Origin of the sequence: Streptomyces manipurensis, assembly GCF_049570255.1 — a bacterium.
Lineage (GTDB): Bacteria > Actinomycetota > Actinomycetes > Streptomycetales > Streptomycetaceae > Streptomyces > Streptomyces manipurensis.
In genome coordinates, this window is record NZ_CP186950.1 from 3,425,137 (window position 1) to 3,443,717 (window position 18,581).

The following is an 18,581-nucleotide window of genomic DNA, read 5'->3' on the forward strand; positions in this document are numbered from 1 at the left end:
GGCGGGCCCCTCTCACCTCTGCGCGGTCACCCCCGCGGCCGGCTCACGCGGCCGTGCCGACGACCACCGTCGCGTACAGCTCCTCCGAGGTGACCGCCCGGACCGCCAGGCCCGCCGATGTCAGCGCCGAGGCCGTCGACGGGGACTGCCGGGCGCTGGTCTCGATGAGCAGCCGTCCGCCCGGCGCCAGCCAGGCCGGCGCGCCCGCCGCGACCCGCCGGTGGACGTCCAGCCCGTCCGCCCCGCCGTCGAGCGAGACCAGCGGCTCATGGTCGCGCGCCTCAGACGGCATCAGGCCGATCTCCTCCGTCGGCACGTACGGCGCGTTGACGACCAGGACGTCCACCCGCCCCCGCAGCTCGGCGGGCAGCGCCGCGTACAGGTCGCCCTCCCACACCCGGCCGCCGTACGGGGCCACGTTGCGGCGGGCGTACACCAGCGCCGCCGGATCGATGTCGGCGACGTGCAGCTCCACACCGCCCGGCGACTGCGCCGCCACCGCCGCGCCCAGCGCGCCGACCCCGCAGCACAGGTCCAGCACCACCGCCCCGGGCCGGGCCAGCGCCACCGCCTCCTGCACCAGGAACTCGGTGCGCCGGCGCGGCACGAAGGCCCCCGCGCCCACCTCCATCCGCAGCCCGCAGAACTCCGCCCAGCCCACCACGTGTTCCAGCGGTTCCCCGCCCACCCGGCGGGCCAGCAGCTCCGCCAGGTGCGCCTCGTCGCGGGCGGCGGCGCCGAGCAGCTGGGCCTCCTCCTCCGCGAACACGCAGCCGGCCGCGCGCAACGCCTCCACAAGTGACCTCACGAGCTCATTCCCCTGTCCGTACCGGTGTTCAGTGTGCCGCTCCCGCCGGTCAGAAGACGTCCGGGCACCACGGCGCGCGGGCGGTGCGGAACACCGCGTCCGCCAGCGCCGCCGCCCCGGGCCGCTCCTGCACCACCCGGCCGAGCGCGGCCAGCCGCACCGCGGAACGGCCGCCGAGGTACAGGGAGCCGAGCTCCGACACGTCCAGCCGCAGGTCGGCCGGCTCGTCCGTCCGCACGCAGACGCCGGCGCCCGCGTCCAGCCGGTAGCGGCCGGCCGCCGGACCCGTCCCGTCCACGACGTCCAGGACCAGCACCCCGGGCGTCTCGTACGTCCGCGCGCCGAGGGCCCGTTCGACGTCCAGCACCCGCACCCACAGGAAGTCGGCGGAGGTGACGACGGCGGCCGACCTCGGGTCGGGCAGCAGGTCCGGGAGCAGGTCGTCGGGCGCGCGGTAGCCGGTGCGGACCTTCAGCACCCAGTCGATGGAGCACAGGAAGTGCCACAGCGCCCGCTCCGCCTGCGGGGTGAGCGCCAGCAGGTCCCACACCTGCACGGTGTTCCGGGGGACCTTCGCGTCGGTCCAGTGGTCGTCGGCGGTGTAGACGGCCACACCGGCCACCTCGCCCTCCGCCGTCCGGTACACGGCGTGGAACTTCTCCTTGTACGGCCGGTGGGACATCTCCTCCACCCCGGTCGCCAGGTTCCACCAGCGGAGCCCCCGGTCCACGGCCCCCGGCCTGCCCGCCCGTACCCGGTCGTGCAGCACGGGACCGATCCGCCGGAACTCCGCCCGGTCCACCAGGTCGATCCGCCCGCCGTCCACGGGCGCCGGCAGCCGCCGGTCCAGCCCGGTGCGCGGTACGTCGACCTCCCATTCCGTGATCGAGGTCGCGGGCCCGAAGCCGTACCGGCCGTAGATCGGGTACTCGGCGGCAATCAGCGTCGCGAGGGCGTCGCCGCGGGCCCCGGCGGCGGCGAACTCGGCCTGCATCATGCGGGTCAGCAGGCCCTGCCGGCGGTGGGTGGGCAGCACGCCCACGTTGGAGATCGCGCTGACGGGGACGGCGGCCCCGCCGGGCACGGTCAACTGCTGCGCGAAGGAACGGAAGGCACCCACGCAGGCGCCCGTGTCGGTGTCGAAGGCGCCCTGCATCCGGGTGAGGTCGTTGTACGTGGCCCGCTGGGCGACATCGGAGTCGGTGACCCGGGTCGCGGTGAGGAAGCCGGTGTGGACGGCCCGCAGCCAGTCGGGGAGTTCGGATTCGGCGATCGGCCGGACGTCAGCACTCATGACCGGCCACGCTAATCGCCCGGCCGACGCGGGTCGCCTCAATTTCCCGGGGCCGCCCCGGCTACGCCAGCAGGTCGTCCACCTGCGCCTCGCCGTCCCGGTAGCGCCGGGTGATCTCGGCGCTGCACTCGTCGGCCGTGCGCTGGAGCTGCTGGCGGCGGCGCGAGACCTGCTGCTCGTAGCGCACCAGCCGGGCCATCGCGTCGTCCAGCTCGCCGTCCGTGCGGGCCTCCAGGTCGGACAGCTCGACGTCGGAGAGCATCTCCGCCGCCAGCAGCCGGTACTCCTCGCTCTGCGGGGTGCCGAGCGTGACGTGCCGGGCGGAGGCGCTGCGGCGGGAGGGCGCGTCGGCCAGGATCACCGAGAGCCGGTCCACCACCGGCGCCTCCGGGTCGGCCCGGCGGGCGACCTCGGCCCGCAGGATGTCGATGCGACCCTGGAGCAGCCTGCGCACGTAGCTGAGATCGGCCTCGTCGCGCTGGGCGTCGCGGCGCAGCGCCCGCAGCTCGGGCAGCCCGAGCGCCGCGCTCGGGGCCGCGACGGGCGCCGTGCCGGAGGCCGGGGGCCCGGACGTCTCGGCCGTGCGCTGCGCGGGCGGTCGTACCGCGGCAGCCGCGACGGAAGAGGGTGATGCAGGTACGGAGGTACCAGAAGTGTTCATCGTTCGGGTCCGTCCCCTCGACCGGTGCGGCGCGCCCGCACCGCCTGCGTGCATGGTGCCACTCTCCGTGGCCCCGGTGCAGTCCCACTGCACCCGATCGGCCCCGGACGGGTGCACGCCTGGTACACAGGTGGTATGCGAGCTGTGGTGCAGAGGGTGGACGGTGCGAGCGTCGTCGTCGGCGGCGAGACCGTGGGCGAGATCGTCGGCGAGGGGCTGTGCGTACTGGTGGGCGTGACCCACGACGACACGCCCGAGAAGGCGGCCCAGCTGGCCCGGAAGCTGTGGTCGGTGCGGATCCTGGAGGGCGAGAAGTCCTGCAGCGACAACGGCTCCCCGCTGCTGGTGATCTCCCAGTTCACGCTCTACGGCGACGCGCGCAAGGGCCGGCGGCCCACGTGGAACGCGGCGGCCCCCGGTCCGGTGGCCGAGCCGCTCGTCGACGAGGTCGTGGCGCAGCTGCGCGCGCTGGGCGCGACGGTGGCGACGGGCCGGTTCGGCGCGGACATGCGCGTCTCGCTCACCAACCACGGCCCGTTCACCATCGTCGTCGACGTGTAGGCCCGCGCCCGTCAGGGGGCGACGACGACCTCCTGGGCGGCGGCCGTCCCGCCCACCAGCAGCGGGGCGTCCACGGGGACGTTCCGCTTGACCAGCGCGAGGGCGATCGGGCCCAGCTCGTGGTGGCGTACGGCGGTGGTGACGAAGCCCAGCTGGCGGCCCTCCTCGCCGTCGGCGGCGAGCCGGACCGGGGCGCCGTGCGCCGGGAGGACCACCTCGGAGCCGTCCAGGTGCAGGAAGACCAGCCGGCGCGGGGGCTTGCCCAGGTTGTGGACGCGGGCCACCGTCTCCTGCCCGCGGTAGCAGCCCTTCTGCAGGTGCACCGCGACACCGATCAGCCCCAGCTCGTGCGGGATGGTGCGGTGGTCGGTCTCCAGGCCCAGCCGCGGCCGGTGCCCCTCGACGCGCAGGGCCTCGTACGCGAGGAGGCCCGCGGCCGGTCCGTGCGCGGCGGCGAAGGCCTCCAGCCCGTCGCGCGGCAGGAAGACGTCACGGCCGTGGGCGGTCTCCCGCACGACGTGCCGGTCGGCGACCTCGGCGATGGACCCGGCCGGCAGGTGCACGACCGCGAACTCCTCGGTGCGGTCGGCGACTTCGACGCGGTAGAAGAACTTCATGGACTCCAGGTAGGCGATCAGCTCGCCCTGGGTGCCCGGCTCCACGTGCACCCACGTGGTCTCACCGTCGTCGACGAGGTAGAGCGCGTGCTCGATATGGCCGTTGGCGGAGAGGATCAGCGCCTCGGTGGCCTGCCCGGCCGGCAGCCCGGTGACGTGCTGGGTGATCAGCAGGTGCAGCCAGCTCAGCCGCTCCGGGCCGGTGACGGTGACGACCCCCCGGTGGGAGAGGTCGACAAAACCACGTCCGTCCGCGAGCGCGCGCTGTTCGCCGTACAGCTCGCCGTAGTGGGCGGCGACGCCCTCGTCGCGGCCTTCGGCCTGCACGGCGCCGGGGAGATGGAGCAAGGGGCTGCTGGTCATGCGACCAAGCCTACGACCCCCCTACGCGGACGCGGCACGCTCCTTCGCCGCGCACTTCCTGCACAGCCCGAAGATCGCGAAGTGCTTCATGTCGGTCTCGAACCCGAAGGTGGTGCGGAGCTTCGCGGTGAACTCGGCCGCGATGTCCACGTCCGCCTCGATCACGTCGGCGCAGTCGCGGCACACCAGGTGGATGTGGTGGTGCCGGTCGGCGAGGTGGTAGGTCGGCGCACCGTGCCCGAGGTGGGCGTGCGAGACGAGGCCGAGCTCCTCCAGGAGCTCCAGCGTCCGGTAGACGGTGGAGATGTTCACACCGGAGGCGGTCCTGCGGACCTCGGCGAGGATCTCGTCCGGGCTGGCGTGCTCCAGCGCGTCGACGGCCTCCAGCACGAGCTGGCGCTGCGGGGTCAGCCGGTAGCCGCGCCGCCGCAGGTCGGTCTTCCAGTCGCCGCCCCCGGCGCCGCTGTCCGATCCGGCGGCGTTCCCCGTGTCATCGGTGCTCTCGGTGCTCACCACCCGGCCAGTGTAAGCGCGCGAAGGGGACCGCGGACGAGCCGCGGTCCCCTTCGTGGACGGTCCGTGGACGCGCCGGTCAGCGGAAGAAGGCGATGCCGTCGTCCGGCATGTCGGGGAGGTTGCGCGCCATCTCGGCGACCTCCTCGGGCGTGACGACCTTCTTCAGCTGGGCCGACATGTACGGGCGCAGCTCCACGTCCGGGGTGGCCTTCTCGCCGACCCACATGAGGTCGCTCTTCACGTAGCCGTAGAGCCGCTTGCCGCCGCTGTACGGGCCGGAGGCCGCGGTGCGGGCGACGGCGTCGGTCACCAGGTCGATCTGGGGCTTCTGGTCGGCGAGCTCGCCGTACCAGACCTCGACGACGCCCTGGTCGCGGACCATGACGATCTCGACCTTGCGGTCCTTGTCGATGCGCCAGTAGCCGGACTCGGACTCCAGCGGCCGCACCTTGTTGCCCTCGGCGTCGAGGACCCAGGTGTGGGAGGTGTACTCCAGGAAGTCCCGGCCGTCGTGGCTGAAGACGACCTCCTGGCCGAAGTTGCACTTCTCCTCGCCCGGGAAGTCGAAGACGCCCGCGCCCTCCCAGTTGCCGAGGAGGAAGGCGAGGGGGACGAGGCCCGGGTTCAGGTCGGACGGGATCTGGATCATGGGTGGCTGCTCAGGCGATCTGTGGGAAGGGTTCCGGGGCGGTCAGCTGGGCCGGAGCTCAGCGCTGACCCTGGTACAGCTTCTTGACGGCCAGGCCGGTGAAGGCCATGACGCCGACGCAGACCAGGACCAGCAGGGAGGTGAAGACTGCCTCAAGCACGGGGTGCTCCTCGGAATCGTTTCGGGGCTGTACGGGGCCGGTCCCCAAGCCTACTGGCCCGGGGACCGGCACACGCTGCGAGGTGGGCCGTACGGTCCGCCCGCGGGGGTCAGCCGAGCAGCTGGCTCTGCAGGATCACCGTCTGGTGGAAGGGGACGGACGGCACGTCCCCCTTGCGGGTCTGGACGACCATGCCGAGGACGTCACCCGTGCGGAGGCAGCCGACCTTGGTCTGCTCCGCGCCGGTGAGGGGCTTCATCTCGTGGTACACGCTGAGGTCGGTCCCGTCGAAGTGGGCGGCCCCCGGGAAGTCCAGCGCGGTGCTGTTCATCTGCGTGTTCTTGGCCTTGCTCCAGACGTCGTCCAGGTACAGGGCCGAGACGCCGTTCAGCTGGGCGTTGGTGTCGCAGCCCTTGAAGGCGTCGACGAAGCCCGACGAGTGGAAGCGCAGCAGGTACACGTGGGTGCGGGTGCCGTCGGACGTGGTCCAGCCGCGGCCGGCGATCTGCCGCAGCCCGTCCCATTCGAGGGACTCCTTCAGCTTCTCGCGGGCCTCGGGCGCGTACTCCTCCAGGAAGGAGTCGACCGGGACCAGGCCCTCCTTGTCCGCCTTGACGGCGGCGTCCGCCGTGGAGCCCTCGGGGGCGGGCAGGAGCAGTCCGGTGAGCGGCGCGTAGTGCGTGCCGTCCTTGTTGTCCGGCCCCTGGGCGACGGGGGCTCCCGGGGGCAGGGCGGGCGAGGACAGCTGCGGGAACGTCCAGCGGCCGTCGCCCTCGGTGGCCAGGCCGGGGACGTCGGTGCGGTCGGCCGCGGTGATCCCGTACGCGACCCCCGCGCCGACGGCGGCGAAGACGGCGACGGCCGCGGTCCAGCGCAGGGCGGCCCGCAGCACCCGCCGGTCCTTCGGCGCGACGGGCGGGGCCGTCACGGCGGCGGGTTCGGCGGCATCCGCCGCGGGGGCGGACTCCACGGAGGGAACGGGCTCCGCCGCGGGGACGGGCTCGGCGGCCGGGGCGGGCTGCGGTGCCGGTGCCGGTGCAGCCGCGGGCTCGGTGGCCGGTGCGGGCTCGGGCGCCGCGGCGGGCCCCGCCTCGGGGGCGGTGGTGGTCGGCTCGCTGCTCACGCGGACTCCCCGGGGGACTTGAGGTGGTCGAGTTGCTGCTTGAAGAGGCTCGCGGCGTCCTTCACCTCGAAGCCCTTGCTCCCGTACATGCGGAAGTTCACGAGGACGTCGCCTTCGACGGCCACGCAGTCGAGCGCCTCGATCTTCTGCTTCCCGTCCTCACCGCCGCTGATCGCGTCGACCCCGCACTTGGCCTGCGGGTATCCCTCCACCGCGGGCGCCTTGCGGCCGGCCGTGGTGAACTCCATGAACTTCTTCGCGAACTCGCCGAACTTGGCGAGCTGCTGCGGATCGGCCTGGAGCAGCGTGATCTCGGCGACCGAGGCGCCCCGGCCCTCGCCGCGGGCGTAGCTGCGCCCGGCGATGCCCTTGAGCTTCAGGTCGGCGAACATCTTGTCCCGCTCGGCGCGCTGGGAGGCGGACAGGCCCGTGCGGGCCTCCTTGAAGCTCTGCAGCGCCTTGTCCCGCGGGACGAAGAAGTCGTTCCCCTCCGCGTCGATGTCGGGGCCGGGCCAGTAGTTCGCGGGCAGCGGCATCAGCTTGCCGGTCAGCTCGTTCGGGGGAACGGACGGCGCCGGGGACGGCGAGCCCTTGGTGGTGTGGTCCTCGGCGACCCAGTACCGGGTCGGCGCGGTCCGCTCGGCACCCGCGAGCAGGGCCACGGCTCCGGCCGCGGCGCCCACGAGGACGACGGCGCCGACGGCCGCCGACACCACCTTGAGCTTCCTGCCGCCCGCGGCGCGGGCGGGGGCGTCCTGCTGCGGGGTCTGCGCCCCGGTGGCGTCCGGCGCGACGGCCGGCGCGGCCTCGGTCACGTTCTGCTGCTCGCTCACAGCCGCTCCATCTGTCGCTTCGCGAGCTCGACGAGGGCCTTCTCGTCCACGTCGCCGCGGTTGTTCGTCCACTGCACGGTCATCACGGTGTCGCCGCGGCGGACCAGCGCGTGGCCCTGCCGCACCGGCTCGTAGCCCGGCTGCCGGTGCGCCTTGGAGTCGATCCACAGGTGCCCGAAGTCCGCCGGCACACCGGGGAGCTCCTTGCCCGTGTTGCCGGCGTAGTCCTTCTCGGGCATGTACCCCTCGATGCCCGCCTGGAAGTCCTCGGCCCCGCTGCGGTCGCGGAACTGGAGCAGGTTGATCTCGATGAAGTTCCGGTCGTTCTCGGCCCAGGTCGCGGTGGCGACGTTCTTGATGCCGGACCGGATGACCTCCCCGACCGCCTCGGCGGGCTCGCGGTACCACTGCGCCGCGAAGACGTCCACGGAGACGGGCCCCGAGAAGCTGTCCCGCACGCCGCCGGGGACCTCCACCAGCTTCTTGGACAGGTCCTCGTCCGCCTTGTGCCAGCGGTTGGCGTTGATCGAGCGGCGGCTCGTCGTGTCGTTCACGGCGGCCGGCTTCGGCCCGTCCATCTTCTGCTGGGCCAGCGGCGGCAGCGGGGTGGGCTCGCGGTGGTACTGCACCGCGTAGCCGGTGACCGTGCCGGCGAGGACACCGAGCACGGCGGCGCCCGCGATCAGGAGCACGGTGCGACGGCCGCGGCGACGCGGTGCCGCCGTGTCCGAAGTGATCGGTTCCGGTGCGCTCTCCCCCTCTTTCTGCTGCTCAGGGACGGTCTGTTCGTGTTCCAAAAGGATCCCCCACAAAGCGGAAGCGCGGGCTGGTTACCCGCGCGTACCCGATGACCCGCAGCAGAGGGGAGCAGTTGTACGGAACGAGATCACGTTCTCGTCTCGCGGGGCGGTCAGTCCTCGTGGCGCCGCTTTCCGTCCAGTTCGTCCCACCATTCGTCGGACTTCGGATCACCCGAAGGGTCGTCCCACCAGCGGTCCTCCGGTCCGCGCCGGTTCGCGACCATCGCCGCGACGGGCGGGATGACCATGGCGACCACGCACATGGCCACGGCGGCCTCCACCGACCACAGGCGCACGAAGGCCCAGGCGGAGACGAAGAGGAACAGGCATCCGCCCATCATCAGGAAGTAGGCGCGCCGGCGCCGGGCGTACATGCCTCAAGCGTAGATCCGCGCGCGGACGGCGCGAAGGGCCGCACCCCGTTCCAGTGGCGTCCAACCCCCGGGGGTGCGGCCCTTCGGCCGGTCGATCAGGCGATCACATGTGCGGTGCTCAGACCGCGATCGCCACGTCCGTCACGCCGCCGGCCTCGGCGACGACGACGGCACGGTCCGCCTGGGCGCCCGGGACGAGCGCGCGCAGCGTCCAGGACCCGGTGGCGGCGTAGAAGCGGAACTGGCCGGTGGCCGAGGTCGGGACCTCGGCGGTGAACTCGCCGGTCGAGTCCAGCAGCCGCACGTAGCCGCTGACGGGCTCGCCGTCCTTGGTCACCTGGCCCTGGATCGCGGTCTCACCGGGCTTGAGCGTCGCGAGGTCGGGCCCGCCGATCTGTGCTCCACACATGTCTTTGTCCTGTCCTAGAGAGGTCGTACTACGAGGGCGTCGCGTGCCCGGGATTACTTGTTGGGGCCGAGCTCGATCGGCACGCCGACCAGCGAGCCGTACTCGGTCCACGAGCCGTCGTAGTTCTTGACGTTCTCCTGGCCCAGGAGCTCGTGCAGCACGAACCACGTGAGCGCGGAGCGCTCACCGATGCGGCAGTAGGCGATGGTGTCCTTCGCCAGGTCGACCTGCTCGGTCTCGTAGAGCGCCTTGAGCTCGTCGTCCGACTTGAAGGTGCCGTCGTCGTTGGCGTTCTTCGACCACGGGATGTTGCGGGCGCTCGGCACGTGGCCGGGACGCTGCGACTGCTCCTGGGGCAGGTGCGCCGGGGCGAGCAGCTTGCCGGAGAACTCGTCGGGGGAGCGGACGTCGACCAGGTTCAGCGAACCGATCGCGGCCACGACGTCGTCCCGGAAGGCGCGGATGGAGGTGTCCTGGGCCTTGGCCTTGTACTCGGTGGCCGGGCGGTTCGGGACGTCCTTGCCGTCGACCAGGTCGCGGGAGTCGAGCTCCCACTTCTTGCGGCCGCCGTCGAGGAGCTTGACGTCCTGGTGGCCGTAGAGCTTGAAGTACCAGTAGGCGTAGGACGCGAACCAGTTGTTGTTGCCGCCGTAGAGGACGACCGTGTCGTCGTTGGAGATGCCCTTGGCGGAGAGGAGCTTCTCGAAGCCCTCCTGGTCCACGAAGTCACGGCGGACCGGGTCCTGGAGGTCGGTCTTCCAGTCGATCCGGACCGCGTTGGTGATGTGGTTCTTGTCGTAGGCGGACGTGTCCTCGTCCACCTCGACGATGACGACGTTCGCGTCGTTCAGGTGGGCCTCGACCCAGTCGGCGTCTACGAGGACGTCGCTGCGGCTCATGGTGTTCTCCTCCGGGGCAGTGTGCGGCGGGGCGGTGCGGGTTGCGCTGTGCTGCGTGCCTGCGGGTGCGCTCGACTTCCTGCGCGGGGAGGCGTCAGGGGTCAGGAGGCGGGTGCGGTCACGCGGGGAAGGGCCGGTGGGGCCGTCGTCCGGCTGATGGAGCGGATGCGCTCACACGTCACATGGATCGACAGAGCATGGCGGCGACGCGACACAGGTCGACTGCCCGTCGCTTCGTGAGGTCCGCCTGCTGATGCTTCATAGCCATGGATCGTAGGGACGAATCGGCCGCCCTGTCACCGGTGTGTCATATTCCGAGACAGGATCGTCCGGATGCTGGGACTCAAACGCCTCCGACGGCTCCCGGAGCGGGCCGCGAAGGCGCCTTTCGGCCCGTCCTTCTGCGGATCGGACCGCACCGTCTCACGATCCGGCCAGCACCACGTCCGTGCCGTCCAGGGTGAGGTGCACGCCCGCCTCGTCCGCGGTCAGCGCCGACAGGCGCAGCCCCGTCGGCAGGCCGGTGTCCAGGCTGCGGTCGAAGTCGGTCTTGCGGCGGATCAGCTTCTCGACGCCGGGCACCCCGTCGCCCGGCACGGAGTCCGCCCGCACCCGGACGATCTTTCCGCCCTTGCCGTCCGCCGCGTCCTCCAGGGTGACCGTCGAGACCACGCTGTGCGTCAGCGTCCGGCCCAGGACGTCGATGGCCGCGGTGACCTTCACCTTGCCGGGCGCCCCGCCGTACGAGAGGGTCGCGCCGCTCTGCGAGGCCGCCGTCAGGTCCGCGTACGTGATCAGCCCGGTGCCCTCGGCCCGCCGGGCCCGGCCCCCGGTGTAGTCGCCGTTCAGCTCCACCTCGTGGAAGCTCGCGTCGAGCTCCGAGAGCCTCGTCCTGCGGCCCTCCGCGGTGAACTCGACGCCCCGGAGCCGGAGATCGACCCGTTCCAGGTCGTGGCTGAGGGCCTGGGTCAGGAACGGGAACCCGCGGATGTCCACCTCCGCGCTGCCCGCCAGGCCCTGCCGGGACTGTATTCGCTCCGCGAGCCGGTTCTCGGCGTACGAGACCGCCCACCGGTCCACGCCCGTGAACAGGACGCCCAGCACCACTCCGACGATCAGTACGACGCGCAGGATACGCACGTGCCACTCCCCCTACTTATCGGTACGTGCGGTCTAGTTGACCATGACGGCCCCCGGAGCGTCCGGCCCCGGAGACGGCAGGCGCCCGCGTCCCGCACCGGACGGCGCGGGACGCGGGCGCGGGAAAACGGACCCGGGGCGCGGATCAGCCCACCACCCGGCCGATCAGGTAGACGGCGGGCGCGGCGGCCGCGAGCGGCAGCGCGACACCGGCCGTCATGTGCACGAACTTCGACGGGTAGTCGTACGCCGCCACGCGCAGCCCGACCAGCGCGCACACCCCGGCTGCGAGCCCGACCAGCGCACCGCCGACACCGACGGAGGTCAGCCCGCCGACCGCGACGCCCGCGCCGGCGGCGGAGGCCAGCGAGACGCCCACGGAGGCGGGGGTGGGCAGCGGCAGGGCCCGGACGAAGACGGCGACCGCGACGGCGGCGGCGCCGACCGTGACCGCGGCGGAGTCGGCGGCCAGGAAGCCGGCGCAGATGATGGCGAGCGCTGCGGAGGCCACCGAGGCCATCAGCCCGTACATCCGCTCGTCGGGCTCGGCCCGGCTGCGCAGCTGGAGGACCAGGGTGATCAGCACCCAGGCGCCGAGGGTGCCGACGATCGCGCCGGCCCCGTACAGCGGGTCCACGGCGAGCACGGCCACGTCGGCGACCAGGGCTCCGGCGAAGGCGAGGGCGATGCCCTGGCGGGCCGGCCACATGCCGTTGAGCCGGAACCAGCCGGCCGCGGTGAGCGCCTGCAGGGCGATCAGCGGCACGAGCAGCGCGAACTGCCCGAGGGCGGCGGCCGCCGCGAGCAGCAGGCCGAGCGCGGCGGTCAGTATGGCCGGCTGCGGGCCGGGGTCGATGATCGGCGACCGGCCCTCGGCGCGGGCCTGGGCGGGGTCGACGGCGCGCAGGGTGTTCCCGCCGAGGGTCGGCGGCGACCAGGCGGCGTCCTCGTCGGCTGCGGGCTGCGGGGCCTGCGCGGCGGCGGAACCCTGCGGCGACTGCGCCTCCGGCCCGGGGACCGGCGGCAGGTAGGCGGTCTGCTCGGCGGCGGAACCCTGCTGCTGCGCCTCGGGACCCGGGAACGGGGGCAGGTACGCCGTCTGCTCGGCGGCGGAACCCTGCGGCTGCTGCTCAGGACCCGGGAAGGGCGGCAGGTACGCCGTCTGCTCCGCGGCGAGGTGCTGGGGCTCCTGACCCGCGGCCGGGTACGGCGCCGGACGGCCCGCCTCCGCGGCGGAACCCTGCTGCTGCGCCTCGGGACCCGGGAACGGGGGCAGGTACGCCGTCTGCTCGGCGGCGGAACCCTGCGGCTGCTGCTCAGGACCCGGGAAGGGCGGCAGGTACGCCGTCTGCTCCGCGGCGAGGTGCTGGGGCTCCTGACCCGCGGCCGGGTACGGCGCCGGACGGCCCGCCTCCGCGGCGGAACCCTGCTGCTGCGCCTCCGGGCCCGGGAACGGGGGCAGGTACGCGGTCTGCTCCGCGGCGGAACCCTGCGGCTGCTGCTCCCCCGCACCGGGGTAGGGCGGCAGGTACGCCGTCTGCTCGGCGGCGGGGGCCTGGGCCGGCTCCGCGCCGGGCCTGGGACCACCGAGCGACCAGTCCTGCGCCGGAGCCTGCGACGGCGACTGCGCCGGGACCTCGTCCCGGAACCACCCCTGCGGGGCCACAGCCTGCTGCTGCGCCTCCTGCGGGCCGGGGTAGGGCGGCAGGTAGGCCGTCTGCTCCGCGGCGGGGGCCTGGGCCGGCTCCGCGCCGGGCCCGGGAAGACCCTGACCACCGAGCGACCAGTCCTGCGCCGGAGCCTGCGACGGGACCTCGTCCCGGAACCACCCTTCCGGAGCCACGGCCTGCTGCTGCTCCTGCGCGGCCCCCCACGCGGGCTGCCCGGCCGGGGCCGCGGCCTGCGCCGGGTATCCGTAGGACGGGTAGGCCTCGGCAGCCTGCCCGGCGGCGGAGCCGTCCGGCCACGGGGCCGGCGCGCCGGCGGCCGCGGGCGCGGCGGGCGCGGCGGGCTCGTCGCGGAACCAGCCCTCGGGAGCCACCGGCTGCCCCGGAACGGCCCCCAGCGGCGGAAGGGCCGGCTGGTTGGTGGTGTCCCAGGTGTCGGCCTGCCAGGTCTGGGTCCCGTACGGGTCCACCGGCTCCTGCTGCGACTGCTGCTGCTGTTGTTGCGACTGCTGCTGGGCCGCGTACTGCCGGCGCTGCTGTTCCTCAGGCGTGCTCATCGGCTCCCGCTCACCCGCCCGCGAACGGCGGGAGCACCTCGACGGTGCCCCCCTCGGTCAGCAGCACGGAATCGTGCGGGCGCTTGCCCACAGGTTCGTCGTTCACGAGGAAGGAGCAGCGCAGCAGGACCCGGGTCAGCTCCCCGGGGTGGCGTTCCCGCACGCCGTCGAGCGCCTCGGCCAGTGTCCGCGCCGAGTACGGCTCCTCCGCCGTCTCGGCCGCGGCCTTGGCCGCCGCCCAGTAGCGGATGGTTCCGGTTGCCACTGCAGCTCCTATCGTCCGTCGGCTCTCTACCGTCGGCCTCCATGATGGCCCCTCCGGCGGGCGTCCCCCATGTGCCCCGACGCGCCGGGTGTGCGCCCCGGCCGCTCACCCCGGCCGTCCGGCGGTCCTGTGATCCGGTGAAACCGGTGCATAGACCGGGTGCGGGCGTGGCAGGAACCACAGGAAGGGAAACGGAAGAGCCTCGGCCGTGAACCGGCGGGTGGGCTATTCTGCTGGCGAGAGGATCCGGGCAATGTTGCCCCCGGGTCCTTTTGTGCTTTCAGAACGTTGAACGAACCGAGAACACCGGCAGCCGGCGGACCCGAGGGCGCGGGGACCGCGAGGAGGCCGGGACACCGTACGAAGCAGTACCGCGCATGTCCTCGACGGGACCGAGGAGGAACCGACGTGATGGACCAGCGAACCGTGCACCACCGTCCGGCCCGGGCAGGTGGTCGGTCATGAGCTCGCTCCTGCTGCTCACCAACGCCCTGCAGCCGTCCACCGAGGTGCTGCCCGCCCTCGGCCTGCTGCTCCACAGCGTCCGGGTGGCCCCGGCCGAGGGGCCCGCCCTCGTCGACACCCCGGGCGCCGACGTCATCCTGGTCGACGGCCGCCGCGACCTGCCCCAGGTGCGGTCGCTGTGCCAGCTGCTGCGCTCCACCGGGCCCGGCTGCCCGCTGATCCTCGTCGTCACCGAGGGCGGCCTGGCGGCCGTCACCGCCGACTGGGGCATCGACGACGTCCTCCTCGACACCGCAGGCCCGGCCGAGGTCGAGGCCCGCCTGCGGCTGGCCACGGGCCGCCGGCAGATCGGCGCGGACGACTCCCCCATGGAGATCCGCAACGGCGACCTGTCGGTGGACGAGGCCACGTACTCCGCCAAGCTCAAGGGCCGGGTGCTGGACCTCACCTTCAAGGAGTTCGAGCTGCTCAAGTACCTCGCGCAGCACCCGGGCCGGGTCTTCACCCGCGCCCAGCTGCTGCAGGAGGTCTGGGGCTACGACTACTTCGGCGGCACCCGCACGGTCGACGTGCACGTACGGCGGCTGCGCGCCAAGCTCGGCCCCGAGCACGAGTCGCTGATCGGCACGGTCCGCAACGTCGGCTACCGCTTCGTCACCCCGGAGAAGGTCGAGCGGGCGGCGGCGGAGGCCGCGGCCCAGGCGGCCGCCCAGGTCGCCGCGGAGGCCGCCGCGCAGCCGTCGGGGGCGTCCACCCGGACGGGCTAAGGCCCGCGGTCCGACCGGTTGGCGGGACGACCTGCCCAGACGGAGGTCACCCCGCGTAGACTGCCGCGCGTGGCCAAGGTGACGCGGGATGACGTAGCGCGACTTGCGGGTACTTCTACCGCCGTCGTGAGCTACGTCATCAACAACGGACCCCGGCCGGTCGCCCCGGCCACGCGCGAGCGTGTCCTCGCCGCGATCAAGGACCTGGGCTACCGCCCGGACCGGGTCGCCCAGGCGATGGCCTCGCGGCGCACCGACCTCATAGGCATGATCGTCCCGGACGCGCGCCAGCCCTTCTTCGCGGAGATGGCGCACGCGGTGGAGCAGGCCGCCGCCGAGCGCGGGAAGATGGTCCTGGTCGGCAACTCCGACTACCGCACCGAGCGCGAGGTCCACTACCTGCGGGCCTTCCTCGGGATGCGGGTCTCGGGCCTGATCCTGGTCAGCCAGGGCATGAGCGAGCAGGCCGCCAGCGAGATCGAGGCCTGGGACGCCCGGGTGGTGCTGCTGCACGAGCGCCCCGAGGCCATCGACGACGTCGCGGTCGTCACGGACGACATCGGCGGCGCCCAGCTCGCCACCCGCCACCTGCTGGAGCACGGGCACGAGTACGTCGCCTGCATCGGCGGCATCGAGAACACCCCGTCGGTCGGCGACCCCGTCGCCGACCACGTCGAGGGCTGGCGCCGGGCCATGGTGGAGGCCGGCCGTCCGGTCGAGGGCCGGCTCATCGAGGCCCCGTACAACCGCTACGACGCGTACACGGTGGCCCTGGAGGTCCTGGCCCGGCCGGACCGGCCCACGGCCATCTTCTGCGCCACCGACGACCAGGCGATCGGCGTGCTGCGCGCCGCGCGCGAGCTGCGCATCGACGTGCCCGGCGAGCTGGCGGTGGCCGGTTTCGACGACGTCAAGGAGGCGGCCCTCACCGACCCGCCGCTGACCACGATCGCCTCCGACCGCCCGGCGATGGCCCGTGCGGCCGTGGACCTGGTCCTGGACGACGGCCTGCGCGTGGCCGGCTCGCGCCGCGAGCGCCTCAAGCAGTTCCCCTCGGCCCTGGTGGTCCGCCGCTCCTGCGGCTGCCGCTGAGCGAGCAGCAGCCGGCGGGGCAGCGGGCGGCGCCCGGCCCGTCAGGCGTCCAGGGCGACCGGCATCAGCAGGGAGAAGACGTCCTCCACGTCGGGGTGGACGAGGACCAGCGGGGCCTTGGGGCCCAGGTACTCCAGCACCATCTCCTCGCCCGCGCCGGCGAGCGCGTCCAGCAGGTACCCCGGATTGACCCCCACCCGGTCGCCGGTGGACCCGCCGGCGGGCCCGGACGCGGCGGCCCGGTCGTCGGCCACCTCCACGGTGTCGGTGAGCACCAGCACGCACACGTCGCCGTCCTGCGCGCGCAGGGCCCGGCGCAGGACCGGAACGTCCACGGTGAGGCGGCGGCCCTCGGGCAGCCGGGTCAGGCGGCGGTGGTCGGGAAACTCCTCCCCGACCACCTGACCGGCCACCCGCCGGCCCTGCGTCTCCAGCTCCACCCCGTCCGCGCCGATCGTGAGGCGGACCGGGGCGTCGTCGGCGAGCAGGGCGCGCATGGCGTCCACGAGCGGGGTGGGCACCGTCGCCGCGGCCCGGTCGCCGTCGTGCCCGGTGGCGGCCGTGCGGGCGACGGCCATCCGGAAGCGGTCGGTGGCGACGAGGTGCAGGTCCGCCCCGTCCACGTCGAACAGGACTCCGGCAAGCACCGGGAGTTCCGGGTCGGCCGAGACGGCGAACCGTACGGCGTCCAGGGCGGCCGCGAGGTCCGCGGCGGGCAGGGTCAGCCGGGCGGCGGTGGTCGTGGCGTCGGTGGTCGTGGCGTCGGTGGTCGTGGCGGTGTTCAAGCTGTGCTCCTCGGCTCCGAGTCGGGCGCGTACCGCGGAGAGCGCGCCGCGCGCGTCGGCCAGCTCGCGTTCGAGCCGGCGCAGGTGCCCGTCCAGCAGGCGGGGCACCACACCGGTGTCCCCGGCGGACCAGCCCGCCAGGACGAGCCGGACGTCCACGAGCGGCATGCCGGCCTGCCGCAGCCGGGCCAGCAGCCGGGCCTCGTCGAGCTGTTCGGGCGCGTACCAGCGGTACCCGGTCGCCGGGTCCACCCGGGCGGGCACCAGGACGCCCGCGCGGTCGTAGAACCGCAGCGCGCTCACGCCCAGTCCGCTGTCACGGCCCATCTCGCCAATGCTGCGCATCTCGCTCTCCACACCCGTGACCCTGGGACCTCCACCAGGTCGAGGGTCAAGCGCGCCGCGGCCGGGCCGCACCCGGGGCGGCCTTACATCGGGCATACGCGGTTCTGTCGGGCTTCTCAGGTCGGACTCAGGAAGCTCTCATGATCGGGGACCACAGTCGTCACCATGACCGAGAGCTTCCGCCGCGAAGGCGGGTACCCGCAGGAGAACCACCCGACGCAGCAGACGCCCTACGGCGAGCACTGGCACCGGGGACCGGAGCGGACGGAGCAGGGGGCGGGGTCCGGGGCCTACCCGCCGCCGCCGGCCTACGAGCCCGCCGCCCCCGGCTGGTACGAGGCGCACCGGCCCGCGGTCTCCGCGGCGGAGCCGCTCCCCGGCGACGGCGAGCACGGCGGCCACGGAGGGTACGACGGTCAGGGCGGCCACGGGGGGTACGACGGCTCCGGGCCCGCGCCCGCCGCGCCCGCCCCGCGCGCCAAGCGGCCGGTGGCGCTGCTGACGGCCGTCGCGCTCGCCGCGGCCCTGGTCGGCGGCGGTACGGCGGTCGCCGTCGAGCAGCTGATGTTCCGCCAGTCCGGCGGCTTCGGCGGCGTGAACGGCACCACCGTCTCGCAGTCCAGCGCGGGCACCGTCTCCGGCATCGCCGAGCAGGTCAGCCCCTCGGTCGTCCGCATCGACGTCCGCACCGGCTCCGGCCAGGGCACCGGCTCGGGCATCGTGATCACCGCCGACGGCGAGATCGTCACCAACAACCACGTGGTCAGCGGCGCCTCGCAGATCCAGGTGACCATGAGCGACGGCAAGAAGCTCTCCGCCCGGATCGTCGGCACCGACCCGAACAAGGACCTGGCGCTGATCAAGCTCCAGGGCGCGGGAGGGCTCACGCCCGCCCGGCTCGGTGACTCCGGCGCCGTCAAGGTCGGCGACCAGGTGGTGGCCATCGGCTCGCCGGACGGTCTGACCGGCACGGTGACCAGCGGCATCGTCTCGGCGCTCAACCGCGAGGTGAACGTGCCCAAGTCGCAGTCCCGGTCCCCGCAGGGCGGCCGGCAGGGCGACGGCTGGCCGTTCTCCTTCGACGGCCGGCAGTTCAACGGGGACACCGGCTCGGACACCACCTCCTACAAGGCCATCCAGACCGACGCCTCCCTCAACCCCGGCAACTCCGGCGGCGCCCTCGTGAACATGAACGGCGAGATCGTGGGCATGCCCTCCGCGATCTACTCGCCCGCGTCCGGCGGCTCGGCCGCGGGCAGCGTCGGCCTCGGCTTCGCCATCCCGGTCAACACCGTCAAGGCCGACCTGCCCTCCCTGCGCCAGGGCGGCCCCGGCGGCAACGGCTCCTCCGGCTCTTCCGGTTCCTCCGCCGGCGGATCCACCGCGGACGGCTTCGGCACCTCCTTCTGACGCCCGCGTGCGAGGCTGGGA

21 protein-coding genes are annotated in these 18,581 nt (G+C 73.6%); 4 read left to right on the forward strand and 17 right to left on the reverse strand.

Features of this window, described 5'->3' with window-relative positions; genetic code table 11:
- Nucleotides 1-43: 43 nt before the first annotated feature.
- The 3 genes from ACPU2J_RS15740 to ACPU2J_RS15750 form a co-directional block, all read right to left on the reverse strand.
- Nucleotides 44-808, reverse strand: coding sequence for a putative protein N(5)-glutamine methyltransferase (locus ACPU2J_RS15740; protein WP_423833471.1), 765 nt, complete (start codon nt 806-808; stop codon nt 44-46).
- Between the two features lie 49 nt (nt 809-857).
- Entirely contained in the window at nt 858-2,102 is a 1,245-nt protein-coding gene (locus tag ACPU2J_RS15745) for a GNAT family N-acetyltransferase (protein WP_399823256.1), read from the reverse strand.
- Between the two features lie 61 nt (nt 2,103-2,163).
- Nucleotides 2,164-2,763, reverse strand: a complete 600-nt coding sequence (locus tag ACPU2J_RS15750; protein WP_399823258.1) for an AmfC protein — start codon at nt 2,761-2,763, stop codon at nt 2,164-2,166.
- A 135-nt stretch (nt 2,764-2,898) separates the two neighbouring features.
- On the opposite strand from ACPU2J_RS15750, the gene dtd reads away from it, so the two are divergent.
- Nucleotides 2,899-3,324 carry a D-aminoacyl-tRNA deacylase gene (dtd, locus tag ACPU2J_RS15755; protein WP_399823260.1) on the forward strand — a complete coding sequence of 142 codons (426 nt, stop codon included), beginning with the start codon at nt 2,899-2,901 and terminating at the stop codon, nt 3,322-3,324.
- Between the two features lie 11 nt (nt 3,325-3,335).
- Here dtd and ACPU2J_RS15760 read toward each other — a convergent pair whose 3' ends face one another.
- The 13 genes from ACPU2J_RS15760 to ACPU2J_RS15820 form a co-directional block, all read right to left on the reverse strand.
- Nucleotides 3,336-4,304, reverse strand: coding sequence for a YgfZ/GcvT domain-containing protein (locus ACPU2J_RS15760; RefSeq protein ID WP_365497872.1), 969 nt, complete (start codon nt 4,302-4,304; stop codon nt 3,336-3,338).
- Between the two features lie 21 nt (nt 4,305-4,325).
- On the reverse strand, nt 4,326-4,736 hold the full coding sequence (locus ACPU2J_RS15765; protein WP_361597075.1) for a Fur family transcriptional regulator: 411 nt from the start codon (nt 4,734-4,736) through the stop codon (nt 4,326-4,328).
- A gap of 160 nt (nt 4,737-4,896) precedes the next feature.
- Nucleotides 4,897-5,469: an FABP family protein gene (locus ACPU2J_RS15770; protein WP_030659031.1), complete on the reverse strand. Its 573-nt coding sequence runs from the start codon at nt 5,467-5,469 to the stop codon at nt 4,897-4,899.
- 269 nt (nt 5,470-5,738) lie between these two features.
- Nucleotides 5,739-6,752: a hypothetical protein gene (locus ACPU2J_RS15775; RefSeq protein WP_423833472.1), complete on the reverse strand. Its 1,014-nt coding sequence runs from the start codon at nt 6,750-6,752 to the stop codon at nt 5,739-5,741.
- On the reverse strand, nt 6,749-7,585 hold the full coding sequence (locus ACPU2J_RS15780; RefSeq protein WP_423833473.1) for a hypothetical protein: 837 nt from the start codon (nt 7,583-7,585) through the stop codon (nt 6,749-6,751). Before ACPU2J_RS15780 ends, ACPU2J_RS15775 begins: the two co-directional genes overlap by 4 nt.
- The gene (locus ACPU2J_RS15785; protein WP_423833474.1) at nt 7,582-8,277 is read right to left on the reverse strand and encodes a hypothetical protein; all 696 of its coding nucleotides are present in this window, start codon (nt 8,275-8,277) and stop codon (nt 7,582-7,584) included. Before ACPU2J_RS15785 ends, ACPU2J_RS15780 begins: the two co-directional genes overlap by 4 nt.
- A gap of 218 nt (nt 8,278-8,495) precedes the next feature.
- A complete protein-coding gene (locus ACPU2J_RS15790) occupies nt 8,496-8,759 on the reverse strand; it encodes a DUF3099 domain-containing protein (RefSeq protein WP_361596969.1) in 264 nt (87 codons plus the stop codon).
- 118 nt (nt 8,760-8,877) lie between these two features.
- The gene (locus ACPU2J_RS15795) at nt 8,878-9,168 is read right to left on the reverse strand and encodes a DUF1416 domain-containing protein (RefSeq protein WP_030030422.1); all 291 of its coding nucleotides are present in this window, start codon (nt 9,166-9,168) and stop codon (nt 8,878-8,880) included.
- Between the two features lie 53 nt (nt 9,169-9,221).
- The gene (locus ACPU2J_RS15800) at nt 9,222-10,067 is read right to left on the reverse strand and encodes a sulfurtransferase (protein WP_389078423.1); all 846 of its coding nucleotides are present in this window, start codon (nt 10,065-10,067) and stop codon (nt 9,222-9,224) included.
- Nucleotides 10,068-10,245: 178 nt separating this feature from the next.
- Nucleotides 10,246-10,335: an Ms5788A family Cys-rich leader peptide gene (locus tag ACPU2J_RS15805; RefSeq protein ID WP_350875872.1), complete on the reverse strand. Its 90-nt coding sequence runs from the start codon at nt 10,333-10,335 to the stop codon at nt 10,246-10,248.
- Between the two features lie 155 nt (nt 10,336-10,490).
- Nucleotides 10,491-11,207 (reverse strand): DUF2993 domain-containing protein, encoded by a 717-nt coding sequence (locus ACPU2J_RS15810; protein ID WP_423833475.1) that lies wholly within the window; start codon nt 11,205-11,207, stop codon nt 10,491-10,493.
- A gap of 145 nt (nt 11,208-11,352) precedes the next feature.
- Nucleotides 11,353-12,669 carry a hypothetical protein gene (locus ACPU2J_RS15815; RefSeq protein WP_423834972.1) on the reverse strand — a complete coding sequence of 439 codons (1,317 nt, stop codon included), beginning with the start codon at nt 12,667-12,669 and terminating at the stop codon, nt 11,353-11,355.
- 772 nt (nt 12,670-13,441) lie between these two features.
- Nucleotides 13,442-13,696: a MoaD/ThiS family protein gene (locus tag ACPU2J_RS15820; RefSeq protein WP_361596957.1), complete on the reverse strand. Its 255-nt coding sequence runs from the start codon at nt 13,694-13,696 to the stop codon at nt 13,442-13,444.
- Between the two features lie 461 nt (nt 13,697-14,157).
- Between ACPU2J_RS15820 and ACPU2J_RS15825 the strand changes: the two genes are divergently transcribed.
- Together ACPU2J_RS15825 and ACPU2J_RS15830 are read left to right on the forward strand one after the other, a co-directional pair.
- Nucleotides 14,158-14,928, forward strand: a complete 771-nt coding sequence (locus ACPU2J_RS15825) for a response regulator transcription factor (RefSeq protein ID WP_361596954.1) — start codon at nt 14,158-14,160, stop codon at nt 14,926-14,928.
- Nucleotides 14,929-14,997: 69 nt separating this feature from the next.
- Nucleotides 14,998-16,020, forward strand: a complete 1,023-nt coding sequence (locus ACPU2J_RS15830) for a LacI family DNA-binding transcriptional regulator (protein WP_361596951.1) — start codon at nt 14,998-15,000, stop codon at nt 16,018-16,020.
- 41 nt (nt 16,021-16,061) lie between these two features.
- Here ACPU2J_RS15830 and ACPU2J_RS15835 read toward each other — a convergent pair whose 3' ends face one another.
- Nucleotides 16,062-17,150, reverse strand: coding sequence for a MerR family transcriptional regulator (locus ACPU2J_RS15835; protein ID WP_423833476.1), 1,089 nt, complete (start codon nt 17,148-17,150; stop codon nt 16,062-16,064).
- A 165-nt stretch (nt 17,151-17,315) separates the two neighbouring features.
- Here ACPU2J_RS15835 and ACPU2J_RS15840 point away from each other — a divergent pair, with 165 nt between their 5' ends.
- The gene (locus ACPU2J_RS15840; protein ID WP_420080373.1) at nt 17,316-18,560 is read left to right on the forward strand and encodes a S1C family serine protease; all 1,245 of its coding nucleotides are present in this window, start codon (nt 17,316-17,318) and stop codon (nt 18,558-18,560) included.
- The last annotated feature ends 21 nt before the right edge of the window (nt 18,561-18,581 follow it).